Here is a 17819-nt window from a genome sequence, read left to right as displayed (position 1 = left end):
AATTCTTTAAAAGAATTCCTCTGTACTCAAAATCCAATGCTTGACCTTTATTTTTCACCTAAAAATGATTCTTTAAAGAAGGCTAATTGGTGTTCTAATGTGATTGGATCACTAAAGGATGCACCATTTCCTTCCATTTCATATACTTGATTATTTTTCACGGCAGGAATGTTTTTATATGTTTCAGTTTCCTGGAATGAAGTATCTGCATCTGAATATTTACTTAAAATGACGTAATCACCGGCATATTCTGGAAGAACCTCAGCTGATAGAGTATAGTAACCAGATTCCAATGCAACTTCTTTTACTTTTTCAGGCATTTTTAAGCCCATTCCTTGATAAAGAATTTCTGTTCCTCTTGCCCAATTATCACCGTATACATATAAATCTTTTCCATAGCTTTCAATGACAGATACTGTTGCATCTTCACCAATTTTTGCTTTAATTTCTTTACCTGTTTCTTCTACACGGGATTTGAATTCTTCCACCCACGCTTTAGCTTCTTCTTCTTTGTTTAAAAGCTTACCAATTTCTAGATGCTGTGTTAAGTAATCGACTTTACCCCATGTAAACGTTACAGTTGGAGCAATTTCACTTAACTTATCAACGTTTTTAATTGTGGAAAGTCCAATAATTAAATCCGGCTCTAGTTCAATAATTTCCTCTAAGCTTTCATCCGTTACTTCTACTGCATCTTTTAATTCATCTGCAAGAATTGGACTATTGATTGCCCATGATTCAGCACCTACTACGTTTACTCCTAGATCAAGAACATTACCAGCAAATCCTGAAAGTAACACAACACGTTGCGGGTCAGCCGGAACTTCAACAGGTCCATTTTCAGACTCATATGTAATGGTTTCCGGTTGTTTATTTTCAGGAGGGGTGCTTCCGTTTCCTTCGTTTTCAGATGTTGAATCATTGTTGCCGCATGCACTAATAACTAGCAACAGCAGCAGCATGAATGGAATTAACAGTTTCTTCATTTTTTTCTTCTCCCTTAAGTAAATTATATGTGATGCACATCGGCTTGTTTGTACGCGGATCGGTTCCAACTTCAGCATCGATATGGAAAACTTTCTTTAATACATCATGTGTGATTACTTCTTTACAATCTCCGGCTTTTATGATCTGACCATCTTTTAACGCTATAATATAGTCAGCAAATCGCGCAGCTTGGTTTAAATCATGCAAAACCATGACAATAGTACGTTCTTGTTCTTGGTTAAGCTTTTGGAGAAGTTCAAGTACTTCTAATTGGTGAGCCATATCTAAGTAGGTTGTAGGCTCATCTAAAAAGATGATATCAGTTTCCTGAGCAAGAGCCATTGCAATCCAAACTCTTTGACGTTGGCCCCCTGATAGGGCATCAACTGGTCTGAATTTAAAGTCCTTCGTTCCTGTTACTTCAAGTGCCCAATCAATTACTTCATAGTCTTTTTTTGTTAAACGACCAAAGCCTTTTTGATAGGGGAAGCGTCCATAAGATACTAGTTCGCCTACAGTTAACCCACTTGCACTTTCAGGTGTCTGGGGAAGGATTGCCATTTTCTTTGCGAGGATTTTCGTATTTTCCTTAGAAATATCTCCTCCGTCTAAAACGACATTTCCCGATTGATGTGGAATGATCCTTGTAATAGCTTTTAATAAAGTAGATTTTCCACAACCATTTGATCCAATGATGGTTGTAATTTTTTTATCTGGAATCTCTACACTAAGATCTTTTACAATCAACCGTTCACCATATCCGATTTTTAAATTATTAGTGTAAAGGCGAACCATATATGTAACCTCCGTTTATATAGGTTTTTTTGAATATTAGAATGGATAGCGTTTACTTAGTTTTTATGTCTATCCGCAGTTTATACGTAATAAAGAAACTATTGTAATGAAAATGATTATCATTACTGAATAATTAAATTCTATAATTCCATTTTACTATTGTCAATGTATAATTTCATGTTGTAAAAGTTAGGAAAGCGTTGTATAGTAAATGAGAATGATAATCATTGATATTCAGGCTAAGGAGTGAAAGGAATGGACTCACAAGAAATATATGATGTTACGATCATTGGGGGAGGGCCAGCAGGACTTTACTCAGCTTTTTATAGTGGACTTAGAGAAATGAAAACAAAATTAATTGAATTTCAACCACAGCTCGGTGGAAAAATACATGTATATCCTGAAAAAATGATATGGGATATTGGGGGACAAACTCCAATACTTGGAGAAAAATTAATTGAACAATTAGTTCAGCAAGCATTAACATTTGATCCAACAGTCGTTTTAGGTGAAAAAATCGAATCGATTTCACGTGATGAAAATGGAATTTTTACATTGTTAGCATCTTCAGGAAAAAAGCATTTATCAAAAACAGTCATCATTGCTGTTGGCGGTGGAATATTAAATCCGCAAAAGCTTGAAATTGAAGGGGCAGAAAAGTTCGAGGTTTCAAACCTACATTATACAGTAAAATCGTTAAAACGATTTAAAGATCGTACGGTTGTCATTTCAGGGGGAGGGAACTCAGCAATAGACTGGGCCAATGAACTGGAACCAATTGCAAAAAAGGTTTATTTAGTACATAGAAAGCCAAACTTAACCGGACATGAAGCCCAAATCACACAATTGATGAATAGCACGGCTACTTGCATTTATCAAACATCGATTACAAAGCTTATTGCTCGTGAAAATCATGAAGATATTGAAAAGGTAGAATTAACAAATCAAGAAACAGGAGAAGTCACCTATTTACCTGTAGATGATGTCATTATTAATCATGGCTATGAACGAGATGCATCATTACTTAAAAATAGTCAGTTGGATGTATCCTTAATTGATCAATATTTTGTTGAAGGCACATCCAGTAGTGAATCTTCGATTAAAGGAATTTATGCAGCGGGTGATATTTTGAAGCATGAAGGAAAACTTAACCTGATTGCAGGAGCTTTTCAAGATGCAGCAAACGCTGTAAATAAAGCAAAGCAATATATTCAACCAGACGCCTATAAAGTCGGAATGGTGTCTTCGCATAATGAGTTATTTAAAGAGCGGAATAAAGAACTTGTTAAGCAGATGATCAAGTAAAATGAATGTCCCATTCTTTAGGGGCATTTTTTTATTGGATAATATTATAAAATGAGACTTAAGAGTTTTGAGAAGAATGGCAATGGAGGTTTTCATGGATAAACAACATGCTGTAGTTACAGGAGCGTCCAGCGGCTTAGGGTTATTAACGACTATAGAGCTGGCGAAAAAAGGGTTTTATGTGACGGCAACAATGAGGGATATAAAGAAAAAAATAGCACTTATAACTGAAGCTGAGCGATGCGGAGTAAAAGAGTACATAGAAGTAGTCCCGTTAGATGTCACCTCGAATGAGTCAATTATCCATTTGAAAGGTTATATAGAAGAGAAAGGTCGAATTGATATTCTTTTGAATAATGCCGGTTTTGCCGGAGCAGGATTTGCTGAAGAAGTTTCGCTTGAAGAATATCGTCAACAGTTCGAGACAAACTTTTTTGGAGTTATTGGGGTGACACAAGCCATATTACCAACGATGAGAAAGCAGGGGAGGGGGAAGATTATAAACATGAGCAGCATTAGTGGACGTGTGGGCTTCCCCGGTCTATCTCCATATGTTTCCTCCAAGTATGCACTTGAAGGGTGGAGTGAATCGCTAAGGTTGGAGCTCAAACCATTTGGGATAGAGGTTGTCTTAATAGAACCTGGCTCCTATCAAACAAGTATTTGGACCAGTGGTAAACAGGTAACTGATAAATCGTTACGTAAAGATTCACCATATTATAAAGTAATGACAAAACTGGAGCAGTATATTGTAAAAGGATCCACTGATTTTGGAGATCCTTATGATGTAGCCAGACTTGTCGCCACAATCGCAGTAAAAGAGGGCACATCATTACGCTACCCAATCGGGAAGGGAGTTAAATCTACCATTCTATTAAAAGCAATTTTACCCTGGTCATGGTTAGAAAAATTCATTCTAAATAAACTGATGAAATAGGAGACTGCTTTTTGGCAAGTCTCTATTTTTAATATATTTAGTTTTTACATAGCAACTAAGTTTAAAATAACCAAAATCTTTCACCAAAATCCATCATTTTTTTCAATGAAAAGACATTTAATAAGGATTCTAACTAAGTCAAAAGACAGGGTTTTTTAGGTCGAATAGTAACGAATTTTGTATGTTTACATAGTTGTAAACATGTATACAAAGTGTATACTCAATGTGTACAAATGCGTTTACTTGTACACAAACATGAATACATAGCGTTTTAATAGGATGTATACAATTTTGTTTCGAATGTAAACAAATTCGTACACTTGTATTCATATTGAACACATCGAAAGTATGATTGACGCTCTTACACCCTCCCCTTACTCTTGAAGTAATAGAATTAATATTCATTTTTAGGAGAGGGATGGTTTTATGAGTAAAACAAGAATAACAGCTGTTGATGTTGGTAATGATTGCGTGAAGGCTCTGTTTGGAAAAGGAGATTACGAATTATATATTCCTAACGTTATTGCGAGAGACACAGAAGATCGCCCTGTCATAGGTATAGAAGAGTTAAATGAAAAGAACCCTTTAGATGGTATTCATATAAGAGTTCACTCCCCTGCCCTTAAAGAGAACAATGCTATTTATCGTGTAGGAAACTTAGCAACGAAAAGTGATAATCCAAGTGAGCTGGATCCAGGCAGCAGCAAGTCTGAAGAAGATCAAACACTTGTCATGTTATTTACTTCATTAGCATTGGATGCTGTGCGTGAAGAAAACTCCAATTTTTTTAAAAAGACAAATAATGTCATTGATGCGAATTACACACTTGGGACAGGCTTACCACTTCGTGAAGTGAAAGAAGGAAAAGATGTAGGCTATCGTTCACAATTATTAGGCTCTGTTCATCAAGTGGAATTTCTAGTAACGCCAAAGTACCAAGGTATAAAGGTTAATATTAAGTTTGATGAGGTAAAAGTATATCCTGAAGGATTTGCAGCTTATATTAATCTGGTGATGGACAAGGATTTAAAAATCATCAATCGTGATTTAATTGATAAACAGATTTTAATTCAAGATATTGGTGGATTATCAACAGATGTTGCGGTTATTAAGAATCGAAATGTTGATGATGATAAAGCACAAGGCTTTAATTTAGGTGTTTCAGAATCATTAGAAGCAATAAGAGAAGAAATTCGAACAAAGCACGGAGTTGAGCTTGATAGCCGCCGTGATGTTGTGGATATTATTACAAGAAAAAATGACAGACATCATATTATGGTAAAAGGAAGCCGTACAAATGTTCATGACATTACAGATCGCATTCTTCTTGAACTGGCAAAGAAACAATACCGTCATCTTCGTAATGTTTGGCAAAAGAACTCCCAAACTGAAATCTGCTATTTCGTTGGAGGAGGATCTATTGTTTTAAAAGAGTATATTAAGATGTTAAATAATAGTTTAGATGGCTACAATATTGAATTCTTTGAGGATGAAAAAGAAAGCATCTGGATGATGGCGAACGCATACTATAAATTAATCTCTGACTTTGTCAGAAAAACAAGTGAACCACAAAAGAAAAACGAAAAGCAAACAGTCTAAAACAAATTAAGGTGGTTACATGAATAAAAAGGGTGCACCAACAATAAAAAGGGGACAAGCTATTACATTTCGCCTTCCATCTGATACACCTGATCATCTTATTAAACAGTTGGAAAAGCTTAAACAAACTGAAAAACGAAACTTTTCAAGTAAAATTGCAGAATTTGTTTTAGAAGGCGTTGGAAGCTCCTTAGCAAAGGATAGAGAAATGATTAGTCTTCCAATGCCCAAGCATTTATCAAAAGATCAGCGGAATTGGTTGAAACATTCACACTCAGAAGCATTGCTGGGAAGCATCGTCTATCAAATTTTATCAGATCCTGTGAGAGCAACTTCAATTTTGGCCTCATTAACAAGTAATGCGCTGGATATTGATGAAGCATTGTACTTGCAGGAAGTGGATGTTGATGGAAATCAAGACCTTGAACAGGTAGAGATAGTAGAGTCGGCAATACCTGAAGAAGAAGAGATTCCAAATCTTGACGATGATGATATAGTAGACTTTGATTTTGCCAGAATAGAAAGAGAGCTTGCTTCTACTAAAGAGGAGACTCAAGAGGAATCAGAAGATATGGAAGATCTTCTGGGTGACTTTTTAGCAAAAATGAATAAATAAAAAGCGTGAGGAATAAGACTTAGATAGGCGCAAATTACTGAGTCATCCTCACGTAAATATTTTTTGAAAATGCATTGACAGAAATATTGGGAAAATAATACAATGGAGCAAGATCATATTTTTAACGGAATTGGAGGGTTACAAAATGGAAAATGTAATGATGAATAAACCATTAAAAATTTCATATTGTAAAGTGACCCGCCACCAACAACATTAATCTTTTTAAAACCTTTTTGGGAACGTTTATTTCAAACGCAGGTCACGATAATCGTGATGTGCGTTTTTATATTGTTTATCTGGCATTATGCACACTCGCATAATGCCTTTTTGTGTCTTATTTCCAAATCCGGGCTTTTTAGCTCGTTTATATAGATTTTATCTTATAAGGAGAAGGGAGTTTTTAACATGATGAAGCATTTGATTAATCGTATTGATTTAGATTGGATGAAGGGTGGCTAACCGGATTGACATTCATTCATATTAAGGGGAGGGATTGTAAATGTTTTCAGTATTTGGGAAATTAGGCTGGTTCTTTAAAGAACATTGGAAACGGTATGCAGTTGCCGTTTCATTATTAATTATCGTTAGTATATTAGACGTGATTCCGCCAAAAATTATTGGGGTTGCCATTGATGATATTCAGTTTGGTCAAATGACAGGGGAGCGGTTATGGGAGCTATTATTTTTCTTCATTGCTCTTATCATTCTTAGTTATGGAATTACCTATGTATGGATGTACCAGTTGTTTGGCGGAGCACACCTTATTGAACGGATTCTGAGATACAGGTTCATGAGACATTTGTTATCAATGACTCCAAGCTTTTATGAGAAAAATCGAACTGGAGATTTAATGGCCAGAGCGACAAATGATCTAAAGGCGATTTCATTGACAGCAGGGTTTGGGATTCTCACGTTAGTTGATTCAACGATCTTTATGATCATTATTATCTTTGTGATGGGGTTTACGATTAGTTGGCAACTTACACTGGCTGCGCTTATTCCATTGCCGCTAATGGCTATAGCTATTAACTACTTCGGTAAGCTCATTCACAAGCGCTTTACGGTTGCCCAGGATGCCTTTGGTGACTTAAATGACAATGTACTTGAATCAATAGCAGGTGTACGGGTAATTCGCGCATACGTTCAGGAAAAGGCAGATGAACAACGTTTTAAGAATATGACAGAGGATGTATATGAGAAAAACATTGCTGTTGCAAAAGTTGATGCCCTTTTTGAACCGACGATTAAAATATTAGTAGGGTTAAGCTATTGTATCGGTTTGGGATATGGTGCATATCTTGTTTTTCATCAGATGATTACATTAGGAGAGCTTGTAAGCTTTAATATATACCTCGGAATGCTGATTTGGCCAATGTTTGCGGTCGGAGAACTGATTAACATCCTCCAGCGTGGAAACGCTTCATTAGACCGGGTGAATGAAATCCTGACTTATGAAGAGGATGTTAAGGATGTGAATGAACCTGTTAAGCTAAATATTCCCGAGGAAATTGTTTTTTCACATGTGACATTTCAATATCCAACGTCAACAACAGATAACCTTCGAGACATCAACTTAAAGGTGAAAAGAGGTCAAACAATCGGCATTGTTGGAAAAACGGGTTCAGGTAAAACAACCTTGCTTAAGCAGCTGATAAGGGAGTATCCAACAGGTACCGGTGAGATCTTGATTTCAGGTCAACGGATTGAATCCATCTTACTGGACACACTTCATTCCTGGGTTGGATATGTTCCACAAGAACAAATCTTATTTTCCAGAACGATTCGTGAAAATTTACAGTTTGGAAAAGAACAGGTGACAGAGAAAGAAATTGAGGAAGCACTTCGCTTAGCTGCTTTTGAAAATGACCTGTCTGTTCTTCCAAAAGGGTTAGAAACATTAGTCGGAGAAAAGGGAGTGGCTCTTTCCGGTGGGCAAAAGCAAAGAATTTCGATTGCCCGCGCTTTAATAAAGGATCCTGAAATTCTTCTACTGGATGATGCCATGTCGGCCGTTGATGGAAAAACGGAAGCTAAAATTATCGGAAATATCCGACAGGAGCGGAAAGGGAAAACCACGTTTATTTCTGCTCATCGTATATCTGCTGTTCAGCATGCAGATTGGATTATTGTGATGGATGAAGGAAAAATCGTGGAAGAAGGAACACATGATCAGCTTATTCAGCTTGGCAAGTGGTATAAAACGCAACATGATCGTCAACAAGCTGATTCGTATGGAGAGGTGAGCTAAATGAAGAAAGATTCAACAGGAAAACGACTCTTCCGCTATGCACTTCTCTATAAACGAACGATCTTGATTGCTCTTGCTATGTTAACCTTTGCTGTCGGAGCAGAACTAACAGGACCGTTTATCGCAAAGAGAATGATTGATCATCATATGATGGGAATTGAAAAACCCTGGGTTGAAGTGCAGGAAAAGGATGATCAAACGGTCGTTTATAAAGATCAATTATTCAAAAAGAAAGAGACTATATCTGAGAGCAGTTCAGTTGGAAGTAATGAGCTTCAAATTGTGCAGGTAGGTCGTTCTTTTTATGTGACAGCAGAGCATCTGCCTTTTGATGGAGAACGCTCAATATCCGGGAATACATTAACAATTAAAAACGGATCACGAGAAGTAAGCTATGAGGTGAATAAACTATCAAGTCAAGAGCTGTTGGCCTTTTACCAGCCAGAAATTCGACCAATTGTTATGCTGCTCAGCTTTTATGTAGGTCTGTTGTTCATCGCAGCTATCTTTCAATATGGAAAAACACTATTACTTCAAAAAGCGGCAAATCGCATTATTCAAAAAATGAGAACGGACGTTTTTGAGCACATCCAGCGGGTGCCGATTCAATATTTTGACAACCTGCCGGCAGGTAAGGTAGTGGCACGTGTAACGAACGATACAGAGGCCATAAGGGAATTATATGTTAAAGTGCTTGCAAGCTTCTTTACAAGTGGGATTTATATGACGGGAATTTTTGTTGCTCTATTTTTCCTGGATGTAAAGCTTGCTTTGATCACATTACTTCTCTTACCAATTCTTATAGCTTGGACTGTCCTTTATCGAAAATTTGCTTCTAAATATAATCATTTAATTCGTACAAGAGTTAGTGATATTAATGGGATGGTAAATGAGTCGATTCAAGGTATGACGATCATTAGGGCATTTCGAAGAAAAAAACAAACGATCAATGAGTTTGAAGTATTAAATAAGGAGCACTTTACTTATCAGAATAAACTTTTAAGTCTAAATGCCCTTACATCACACAACCTTGTAAATGTTCTCCGAAACATTGCCTTTGTTGTACTGATTTGGTACTTTGGCGGGCAATCACTCACAGCAGCAGGAATGATTTCAATTGGTGTTCTCTATGCTTTTGTTGACTATTTAAACCGATTATTCCAGCCAGTAACAGATATCGTCAATCAACTTGCACAGCTTGAGCAGGCGCGGGTTGCTGCAGAACGGGTCTTTGAATTACTCGATGAAAAAGGAGAAGAAGTAAATGTAGAACAACTCCCTCGTTTTGAAGGGAATGTCGAGTTTAAAGATGTTTCTTTTTCTTACAATGGCGAGAATGATGTGTTAAAGAATATCTCTTTTACAGCCAAAAAGGGAGAAACAGTGGCATTAGTTGGGCATACAGGTTCAGGGAAAAGCTCCATTATCAATCTGTTATTTCGTTATTATGATATTAATAGAGGGATGATTACGATTGACGGTATGGACACAAGTGAAATTCCTCGTCAACAGCTCAGAAAGCATATGGGAATTGTTTTACAAGATCCGTTTCTATTTACGGGGACAATAGAAACGAATGTGAGCTTGGATAATCCTGAGATCTCAAAAGAAACAATTAGAGAGGCACTGCGCAATGTCGGGGCAGAAAGATTTATTAAACAGCTTCCTAAGCAATTTGAGGAGCCTGTGCTTGAAAAAGGAAGTACTTTATCTGCAGGTGAAAGACAGCTAATCTCATTTGCACGTGCCCTTGCCTATGATCCGGCCATTCTAATTTTAGATGAGGCAACGGCCAATATCGATACAGAAACAGAAGCAATTATTCAAAAGGCCTTAAATGTTGTGAAAGAAGGTAGAACAACATTCGTCATTGCCCATAGACTTTCGACCATTCGAAATGCCGATCAAATTCTCGTATTAGATCATGGGGAAATTGTGGAAAGAGGAAATCATGAGGAATTGCTCGAGCAAAAAGGAAAATACTATAAGATGCATCAATTGCAATTAGGCAAAGAAATGGTAAACACGGGATAATTAAGGTTTCAATTATCTTTGTAGAGGGAAGGGTACAAGTAATAGGAGGTAATTGTTCATGAAAATGGTAAAAAAACTCATAAAATGGGCGCCAATTATCTACCCAATCGTTAAGAAAATCCTTCACAAACGTAAGACAGGTAATATGAGATCAGGAACATAAAATGGAAGAGCTGGCCATAAAATGATGGCCAGCTCTTTTAATGTCTAATAGGCGGGAGAGGTGTTTGTGGTTCTTTTGCTAAAGAAATATGTAACGCCTGGTTCTGATTGACAGATGCGTAAAAGATTTGGTGATAATCAATAATGCCATGTTGAGATAGTTGTTGTCGAAGCCACTCTTCATCGAGGTTTAAATAATTCAAAGAGTCTTTATAGACATTTCCTTCTATTATGACAGGAAAGGAGATAGTATTTCCAGTTGGTTGAATAGTAAGATCCTCTTTCGTTACAGTTTGCTTAGAGATCTTTTTCAATACACTCAGTGCACCATCTGCCTCGATGACTGCTAAATCAACCTCAGCAGGGTCAAAGACATCTTTTTCTCTCAACATCTGAAGAATATTATCAATGGAATATCCTATTTTCTTCATGTTTTCAACTAAGAAGTTACCATCTTTAATGACAAGGGTTGGCTCAAAAGTAATAAACTTACCAAATTTCCTGTTTTTTATTTTCCAATGAGTAACGATTTTTTGAAGAAGTCCAATCATTACAATGGTAAATGCAGTTGGAAGATGTTTTATTTCAGGATCAGCAATGTCAGCACCAACAACCGCCCCTAGGATGATAACGATTAGAAAATCAAAAATGGGTAATTGCCCTATTGTTCGCTTTCCCATATAGATGGTGGTAAACAAGAGTAAAGGAAGGATTGTCACGATTCGTCCAAGAACAAGCAACAAATCCTTTAGCGTCTCTTCCATCCTTTTGCCTCCCTAAATGATATTAATAGGCAAAGGGTTTCCATAATTAGAAAGATAGATACATGAGTTGTTTTATAGGATGTGTTTTTATGCTTTAGGTTCAGGTACTTTTGTAAGAATCACAAAACCAATAATAAAGAGAATAACTAGACTAAAAACACCCAAGCTGGAATTACCGGTTAATTGTGCAGTCATTGCTACAAGTAAAGGCCCCATAATCGATGCAAACTTCCCAAAAATATTATAAAAACCGAAGAATTCATTTGCTTTCTCTTTTGGAATAAGTTTGGCAAAATAAGATCTACTTAGAGCCTGAATGCCTCCTTGTGACGTAGCGACAAGCATGGCCAGGATCCAGAAGTCCAAGGTTGTTTCAAGAAAATATGCGTATAAACAAACAATCATATAAATGAAGATTCCAACATACAACATTTTTTTACCTGTAAACTTTTCAGAAAGCCTTCCATACAGAATAGAAAATGGAGCTGCTACAACTTGTGTAACAAAGAGCACAATAAGGAGGTCTGTTGAGCCAATTCCCAAATCAGTTCCATATGCAGTGGACATAGTGATAATCGTTCCGACTCCATCAATATAGAAAAAATAAGCGAGAAGAAATAAAAATAATGCCCGATGTTTTCTAATTTCAGTTAAGGTGTTCCAAAGTCTTTTGAAGCTGTTCATAATTGGATTTCGTTCCCGTTTAATATAGTGATGCTGTTGAACATGCTTAAGCAATGGAATCGTAAAAATTCCCCACCATACAGCTGTGATGATAAAAGCTATTTTACTTGCGATAACAGTTGAAATTGGCAGGATCCCATTTTGTGATAAAACGATAATTGCGATGCTTATGATAAATGGAATCGTACTTCCGATATAACCCAAACCATATCCGCGTGCGGACACAAGATTCATTCTGGATTCAGATGTCACATCTACTAAAAATGCATCATAAAAAATATTGGTTCCTGAAAAACCAATGGTTGCGAGCGTATAGCAAACTAACAAAAGTACCCATTGTTCCGCGGGAATAAAAGCAAGAATTCCGGTAAACCCAATCCCTAGTAAAAAAAAGAACGAAAAGAAACGTTTTTTATATCCCTGATAATCAGCGATTGTCCCTAAAATCGGACCAAGCATCGCTAAAATAAAGGTAGCAATGGCAATCGTATATCCTAAATAAGCAGTAGAATCTGCCGGGCTAACCCCCGCATTTGTCGCTGAGCTTTTATAAAAAATGGGAAACACAGCTGTTGAAATAATAATAGAATAGGCAGAGCTACCCCAATCATAGAAAATCCAACTATTCTCTTCTTTTGAAAAACGCCTCATTTTCATGGCCTCCCTAGTAGATGTACAATCATATTTTACAGGATTTTCAAGGAGAAAATAGAACATTAGCAAAATTTAATATTTGGTTAATAATGCATTAACATATTAATGATTCCGTTTACATTTATGTATATTCCAAAGAGAATAAAATAATCCAACCCTAAAGAAGAGTTAGATTATTTACCTAATGGTAAGCTCCATGACAGTAGAGATATCAGTAAATCCGAGGGTTTCATATAATTGCTTTGCTGGGTTACCTGTATAAACATTCAGCATAACTTTTTGAAATCCTTCTGCTTTTAATTGTTGGATCGCTGATTGCATGAGCTGTTTTCCCAGCCCCATCTTTCTGTAAAACGGAAAAACGTAAAGAGAAGTAATGGACCCTGTTTTCTGAACATTAACAGGACTGAAATCAGGCCCAATTAGTACCCACCCTGCAATTTGATTTTGGTCAACAGCAATAAGATAATAAGATCCACTGTTTAATAACGGTACAAACATATTCATTCCCATTTGCACATCATTATGAACCAACCCCATGGTGCTTTCAGACATGACATTTATCGTCATATATAGAAGTGTGTTTGTTTCATTTTGATCTGCCTTCCTAATTATCATAAGAAGCACCTCACTAGAATCTCAGATAGCATAGTATATGAATGGAGGCTCTTGATGTGCTTTGCGGTAAGACAAAACGGGGGTGAATGGGGAAGGAAAAGTCCTTCATAGAGGTGGTGAAGGACAAAACGGGGGTGAATGGGGAAGGAAAAGTTCTTCATAGCATAGTTGAAGGACAAACCGGGAGAGAATGAGGGAAGAAAAGTCCTTCATAGCATAGATGAAGGACATAACTGGGTTAAATGAGAAAAGAAAAGTCCTTCATAGCGGTGATGAAGGACAAAACTGGATTTAAAATAGAAAAGAAAGTCTTTCATATCTTTTTACTTCCGCTTCAAGATTCAGGCGGAATTTAAGCCCTTTTTTCTAATAACTTACAGATTTCAACAATTGTATTTGTTGCTTTTATCATATTATCAACTGAAATAAACTCAAATTTCCCGTGAAAGTTTTCTCCCCCTGTGAATACATTCGGAGTTGGTAAGCCCATATAGGAAAGCTGAGAGCCGTCAGTACCTCCGCGAATTGGCTCAACAATAGGTGTAATATTAAAGTTTTCCATTGCTTGATAAGCGATATCTACTATGTATTTAACAGGTTCTATTTTGTCTTTCATATTGTAATATTGATCATTCAGTTCCAGTACGATTGCGTCTTCACCATAAACTTGCTTGAATTCATTGACAAGGTCTATAATTGTTTGTTTTCTTGATTCAAAAATTTGTTTATCATGGTCGCGTATGATGTAATGGACTTTTGTTTTTTCTACATCACCGGTGAATGAAATGAGATGATAAAACCCTTCATATCCTTCAGTAAATTCAGGTGCTTCCATTACCGGTAGCTTGGATTGAAAAGCCATGGCGATTTTCGCTGAGTTCACCATTTTTCCTTTTGCTGTGCCTGGATGAACATTATTTCCGTTAAATGTAATTTTTGCAGCAGCAGCATTAAAGCTTTCATATTGAAGCTCTCCAAGTGGCCCCCCATCGATAGTGTAGGCAAAGTCTGCTCCAAATGCCTCTACATCAAATTTATGAGGACCTCTGCCGATTTCTTCGTCGGGAGTAAAGGCAACTCGGATTTTTCCGTGTTTTATATCAGGGTTAGCAATAAGGTAGCGCATCGCTGTTATGATTTCAGCAATACCGGCTTTATTATCTGCTCCTAACAATGTTTTTCCATCTGTTGTTATAAGAGTATGTCCTTGGTAATTTGCCAGGTTGGGAAATTGGTTCGGTGAAAGGATAACTCCCAGTTCTTGGTTTAGTATGATGTCTCCACCATCATAGGACTCCACAACTTGAGGATTAACGTTTTTCCCTGTAAAATCAGTCGCTGTGTCAAGATGGGCCAAAAACCCGACAGTAGGAATATCTTTATCTGTATTAGCAGGTAGAGTAGCCATCACATACCCGTTTTCATCAACTGTTACATCCTTCATGCCGATAGAATTTAATTCATCGACTAAAAGCTTACCTAAAGTAAGTTGACCAGGTGTAGATGGACAAGCTTCATTTTCTTCGTTAGATTGGGTGTCAATTACAACATACCGTGTAAAACGATCAATGATTTTTTTTTTCATATAGAATTCCTTCCTTTTTGTTAGAGTTATCTCTATCAGAATTTATAAGTTTTGTACTTAGTTTCGGTGTCCAGCTCCAGTGCCTATCGCCTATCAAACTTCAGATCATCTCCCTACGATAAGTCAACATCGGTTCGCTTCGCTTACCGTGTTTCCTAAATCTTTAGTCAATGCTCCTCCAGTTTGTACGGCGATGATCAAGGCGCTTGCGCTTTTCTAATTTTATCATGCTAAAAAGTATTCTTGCTAATTTGGAGACAAAAACAAGCATTGAGCTCTTAAGCCCAATGCTTGTTACACGCTGCGTCTTGCAAAGTCAATAAAGCGGAATTTATCAAGGCGATGCCGTGATTCGGTGTATTGAAACAAACTTGTGTTTTCCAAATACACATAGTTTTTGACAACAACGATATGAGAAAAGCCTTCTAAATCAAGGTATTTTCTGTCTTCATCTGTACAATCCTCTACAACAATTTCCTTTTTGGCAAAGCTGATATTTAAATTGAGCTGATTTTCAAGATACTCGTAAATAGAGCCTTCGCAAATTTCCTTTGTAAGGGTAGGGACATATTTTTTTAAAAAGTAGTCTTTGTCCAAAATGATGTTAACCCCATTTATTTCACGTGAACGGGTAACCTTCCATACCTCATCACTACTCGTGGCATCCAATTGTTGCGTTAAAAAATCATCCGGCTTAATAAGACCAAAATCATGAACCCTTGTAATAACTGATTCCATCTGTAGATTTTTGGATACTTCCTTAAAACTTACCAGCCCTGAGATGGGAAAACTCATTTTTTGAACATCAATGACAACTGAACCTTTCCCTTTAATCTTCTGGATAAAGCCGTTTTGAGATAAAAGGTTAAGAGCTTTACGAATGGTTTCCCTGCTCGTATCAAATTGAATCGTTAAATCATTTTCGGAGGGAAGAACCTCACCAGGCTTTACCTCACCAGATTTAATGCGATCTGTTAATTCTTTATATATTGTAAGGTATTTATTTTGTCTCATTTTTATCACCATCCCTATCTTACCATGAACAGGTGAAGGATGTTAAAACGTCTTATTTTAGTAAATGATACACAACCGATTCATAAGGGCGCAATGTCATATTCTTAAATGACAATCCCGTATCATCATAATTAGATATGAGGATTTCCGGCTTATATCCATCTACCTCAACAGAATCAGGTAAGATAAATGTTGCCGGTTTGTTATAAAAATTATTTAGCACTAAAAGCTTCTCCGTCGATGTACTTCGTAAATAAGCAAAAATAGATGGATCATTTTCTACTAAAAGCTCGTAATGACCAGTTGTGATAATATCATATTCTTTACGTAAGGTTATAAGTTTTTGATAATGATAAAAAATAGAGTCTTTATCTGCAACTGCGTTTTCTGCATTAATTTGTGGATAATTATTAGCTACATTTATCCATGGAGACCCTGTTGTGAAGCCGGCATGCTTTGAATCATTCCATTGGACAGGTGTTCTCGAATTATCACGTGATTTATGCTGCAGAATTTCAAGAATCTCTTCTTCTTGCATTCCTTTTTCTTTCAATATTTTGTACATATTTAATGACTCAACATCCCGATATTCCTCAATAGATGTAAACTTAGGATCTGTCATCCCAAATTCTTCTCCCTGATAAATATAAGGAGTCCCCTGCATCATGTGAATCGTTGTTGCCAGCATCTTGGCTGACTCGTTATGGTATTCAGCATCATTTCCATAGCGGGACACTACTCTTGGCTGGTCATGGTTACACCAGAATAAAGCGTTCCACCCTCCACCTGTATTCATGCCTGTTTGCCAGGTAGAAAGGATTTTTTTCAATGCAGGGAAGTCCATATCACCAATTGCCCATTTTTCCCCGTTAGGATAATCAACCTTTAAGTGATGAAAGTTAAAGGTCATGCTTAATTCTTCACGTTCAGGATTTGAATATTGAATACAGTGATCAATGGTTGTTGATGACATTTCACCGACTGTCATACTGTCATGCTTTGAAAAGACTTCCTTGTTCATTTCGTGAATAAATTCGTGTACACGTGGACCGTCTGTATAGAATTTTCTGCCGTCACCAGGTGCAACGGAACCATCATCATCCGGGAAATTTTGGTCTTTTGAGATTAAGTTAATGACATCAAGTCTGAAGCCATCGACCCCTTTTTCAAACCAAAAGTTCATCATATTGTACACTTCTTTTCGCAGCTCTTCATTCTCCCAGTTTAGATCAGCCTGTGTAACATCGAATAAGTGGAGGTAGTACTGTTCTGTTTCTTCGTCATATTCCCAGGCAGGACCACCAAATTTGGAAACCCAGTTAGTTGGTTCAGAACCGTCTTCTTTCGGATCTTTCCAAATATAATAATCACGATATGGGTTTGATTTGGATTTTTTCGCTTCTTTAAACCAGGTATGTTCTGTTGACGTATGGTTAACGACAATATCCATGATCACTTTAATGCCAAGCTGATGGGATTTTTCCAGTAGCTCATCAAAGTCATTCATTGTTCCGTATTCTTCATGTATTGCGTAATAATCACTGATATCATAGCCATTATCTTTTTGAGGTGAAGCATAGATAGGTGTTAACCATATCACATCAACACCGAGATTTTTCAAATAAGATAACTTGCTAATAATTCCTTGAATATCGCCTACACCATTTCCGGATGTATCGCAAAAGCTTTTTGGATAAATTTGATATACGACGGATTTTTTCCACCAAGGGTTATTCAATATAAACACCACCGTTGTGTATTTTTTACTTCTATGGATGAAACGCAAGAAAAGGGACAAACATCTCGTCCCTTTTTGC

14 protein-coding genes are annotated in these 17819 nt (G+C 36.9%); 6 read left to right on the top strand and 8 right to left on the bottom strand.

Annotated features, from left to right (window positions below; all coding sequences use genetic code 11):
• Positions 1-47: 47 nt before the first annotated feature.
• Positions 48-986, bottom strand: a complete 939-nt coding sequence (locus BK577_RS06120; protein WP_078432117.1) for an iron-hydroxamate ABC transporter substrate-binding protein — start codon at positions 984-986, stop codon at positions 48-50.
• The gene (locus BK577_RS06115; RefSeq protein WP_078432116.1) at positions 937-1782 is read right to left on the bottom strand and encodes an ABC transporter ATP-binding protein; all 846 of its coding nucleotides are present in this window, start codon (positions 1780-1782) and stop codon (positions 937-939) included. Before BK577_RS06115 ends, BK577_RS06120 begins: the two co-directional genes overlap by 50 nt.
• A 255-nt stretch (positions 1783-2037) precedes the next feature.
• Here BK577_RS06115 and BK577_RS06110 point away from each other — a divergent pair, with 255 nt between their 5' ends.
• The 6 genes from BK577_RS06110 to BK577_RS06085 all read left to right on the top strand — a co-directional run bounded on the left by BK577_RS06110 (position 2038) and on the right by BK577_RS06085 (position 10521).
• Positions 2038-3087: an NAD(P)/FAD-dependent oxidoreductase gene (locus BK577_RS06110; protein ID WP_078432115.1), complete on the top strand. Its 1050-nt coding sequence runs from the start codon at positions 2038-2040 to the stop codon at positions 3085-3087.
• Positions 3088-3181: 94 nt separating this feature from the next.
• Positions 3182-4024 (top strand): oxidoreductase, encoded by an 843-nt coding sequence (locus BK577_RS06105; protein ID WP_078432114.1) that lies wholly within the window; start codon positions 3182-3184, stop codon positions 4022-4024.
• Positions 4025-4450: 426 nt separating this feature from the next.
• Positions 4451-5623: a ParM/StbA family protein gene (locus BK577_RS06100; RefSeq protein ID WP_078432113.1), complete on the top strand. Its 1173-nt coding sequence runs from the start codon at positions 4451-4453 to the stop codon at positions 5621-5623.
• Positions 5624-5642: 19 nt separating this feature from the next.
• Positions 5643-6239, top strand: a complete 597-nt coding sequence (locus BK577_RS06095) for a hypothetical protein (RefSeq protein WP_078432112.1) — start codon at positions 5643-5645, stop codon at positions 6237-6239.
• Positions 6240-6738: 499 nt separating this feature from the next.
• A complete protein-coding gene (locus tag BK577_RS06090) occupies positions 6739-8487 on the top strand; it encodes an ABC transporter ATP-binding protein (RefSeq protein WP_078432111.1) in 1749 nt (582 codons plus the stop codon).
• Positions 8488-10521, top strand: a complete 2034-nt coding sequence (locus BK577_RS06085; RefSeq protein ID WP_078432110.1) for an ABC transporter ATP-binding protein — start codon at positions 8488-8490, stop codon at positions 10519-10521.
• A 200-nt stretch (positions 10522-10721) separates the two neighbouring features.
• Here BK577_RS06085 and BK577_RS06080 read toward each other — a convergent pair whose 3' ends face one another.
• The 6 genes from BK577_RS06080 to treC form a co-directional block, all read right to left on the bottom strand.
• Positions 10722-11447, bottom strand: coding sequence for a DUF421 domain-containing protein (locus BK577_RS06080; RefSeq protein ID WP_078432109.1), 726 nt, complete (start codon positions 11445-11447; stop codon positions 10722-10724).
• 87 nt (positions 11448-11534) lie between these two features.
• Positions 11535-12782, bottom strand: a complete 1248-nt coding sequence (locus tag BK577_RS06075; RefSeq protein ID WP_078432108.1) for an MFS transporter — start codon at positions 12780-12782, stop codon at positions 11535-11537.
• Between the two features lie 180 nt (positions 12783-12962).
• On the bottom strand, positions 12963-13403 hold the full coding sequence (locus tag BK577_RS06070) for a GNAT family N-acetyltransferase (protein WP_078432107.1): 441 nt from the start codon (positions 13401-13403) through the stop codon (positions 12963-12965).
• A gap of 352 nt (positions 13404-13755) precedes the next feature.
• Positions 13756-14988 carry a peptidase T gene (pepT, locus tag BK577_RS06065; protein ID WP_078432106.1) on the bottom strand — a complete coding sequence of 411 codons (1233 nt, stop codon included), beginning with the start codon at positions 14986-14988 and terminating at the stop codon, positions 13756-13758.
• Positions 14989-15282: 294 nt separating this feature from the next.
• Complete coding sequence (treR, locus tag BK577_RS06060) at positions 15283-16002, bottom strand: trehalose operon repressor (RefSeq protein WP_078432105.1); 720 nt, start codon at positions 16000-16002, stop codon at positions 15283-15285.
• Between the two features lie 52 nt (positions 16003-16054).
• Positions 16055-17740 (bottom strand): alpha,alpha-phosphotrehalase, encoded by a 1686-nt coding sequence (gene treC, locus BK577_RS06055; RefSeq protein ID WP_139367274.1) that lies wholly within the window; start codon positions 17738-17740, stop codon positions 16055-16057.
• Between the last annotated feature and the right edge of the window lie 79 nt (positions 17741-17819).

Origin of the sequence: Metabacillus halosaccharovorans (assembly GCF_002019635.1) — a bacterium.
GTDB classification, from domain to species: Bacteria; Bacillota; Bacilli; order Bacillales; family Bacillaceae; genus Metabacillus; species Metabacillus halosaccharovorans.
The sequence above is the reverse complement of the archived record's forward strand: the minus strand, read 5'-3'. Positions and strand labels throughout refer to the sequence as shown.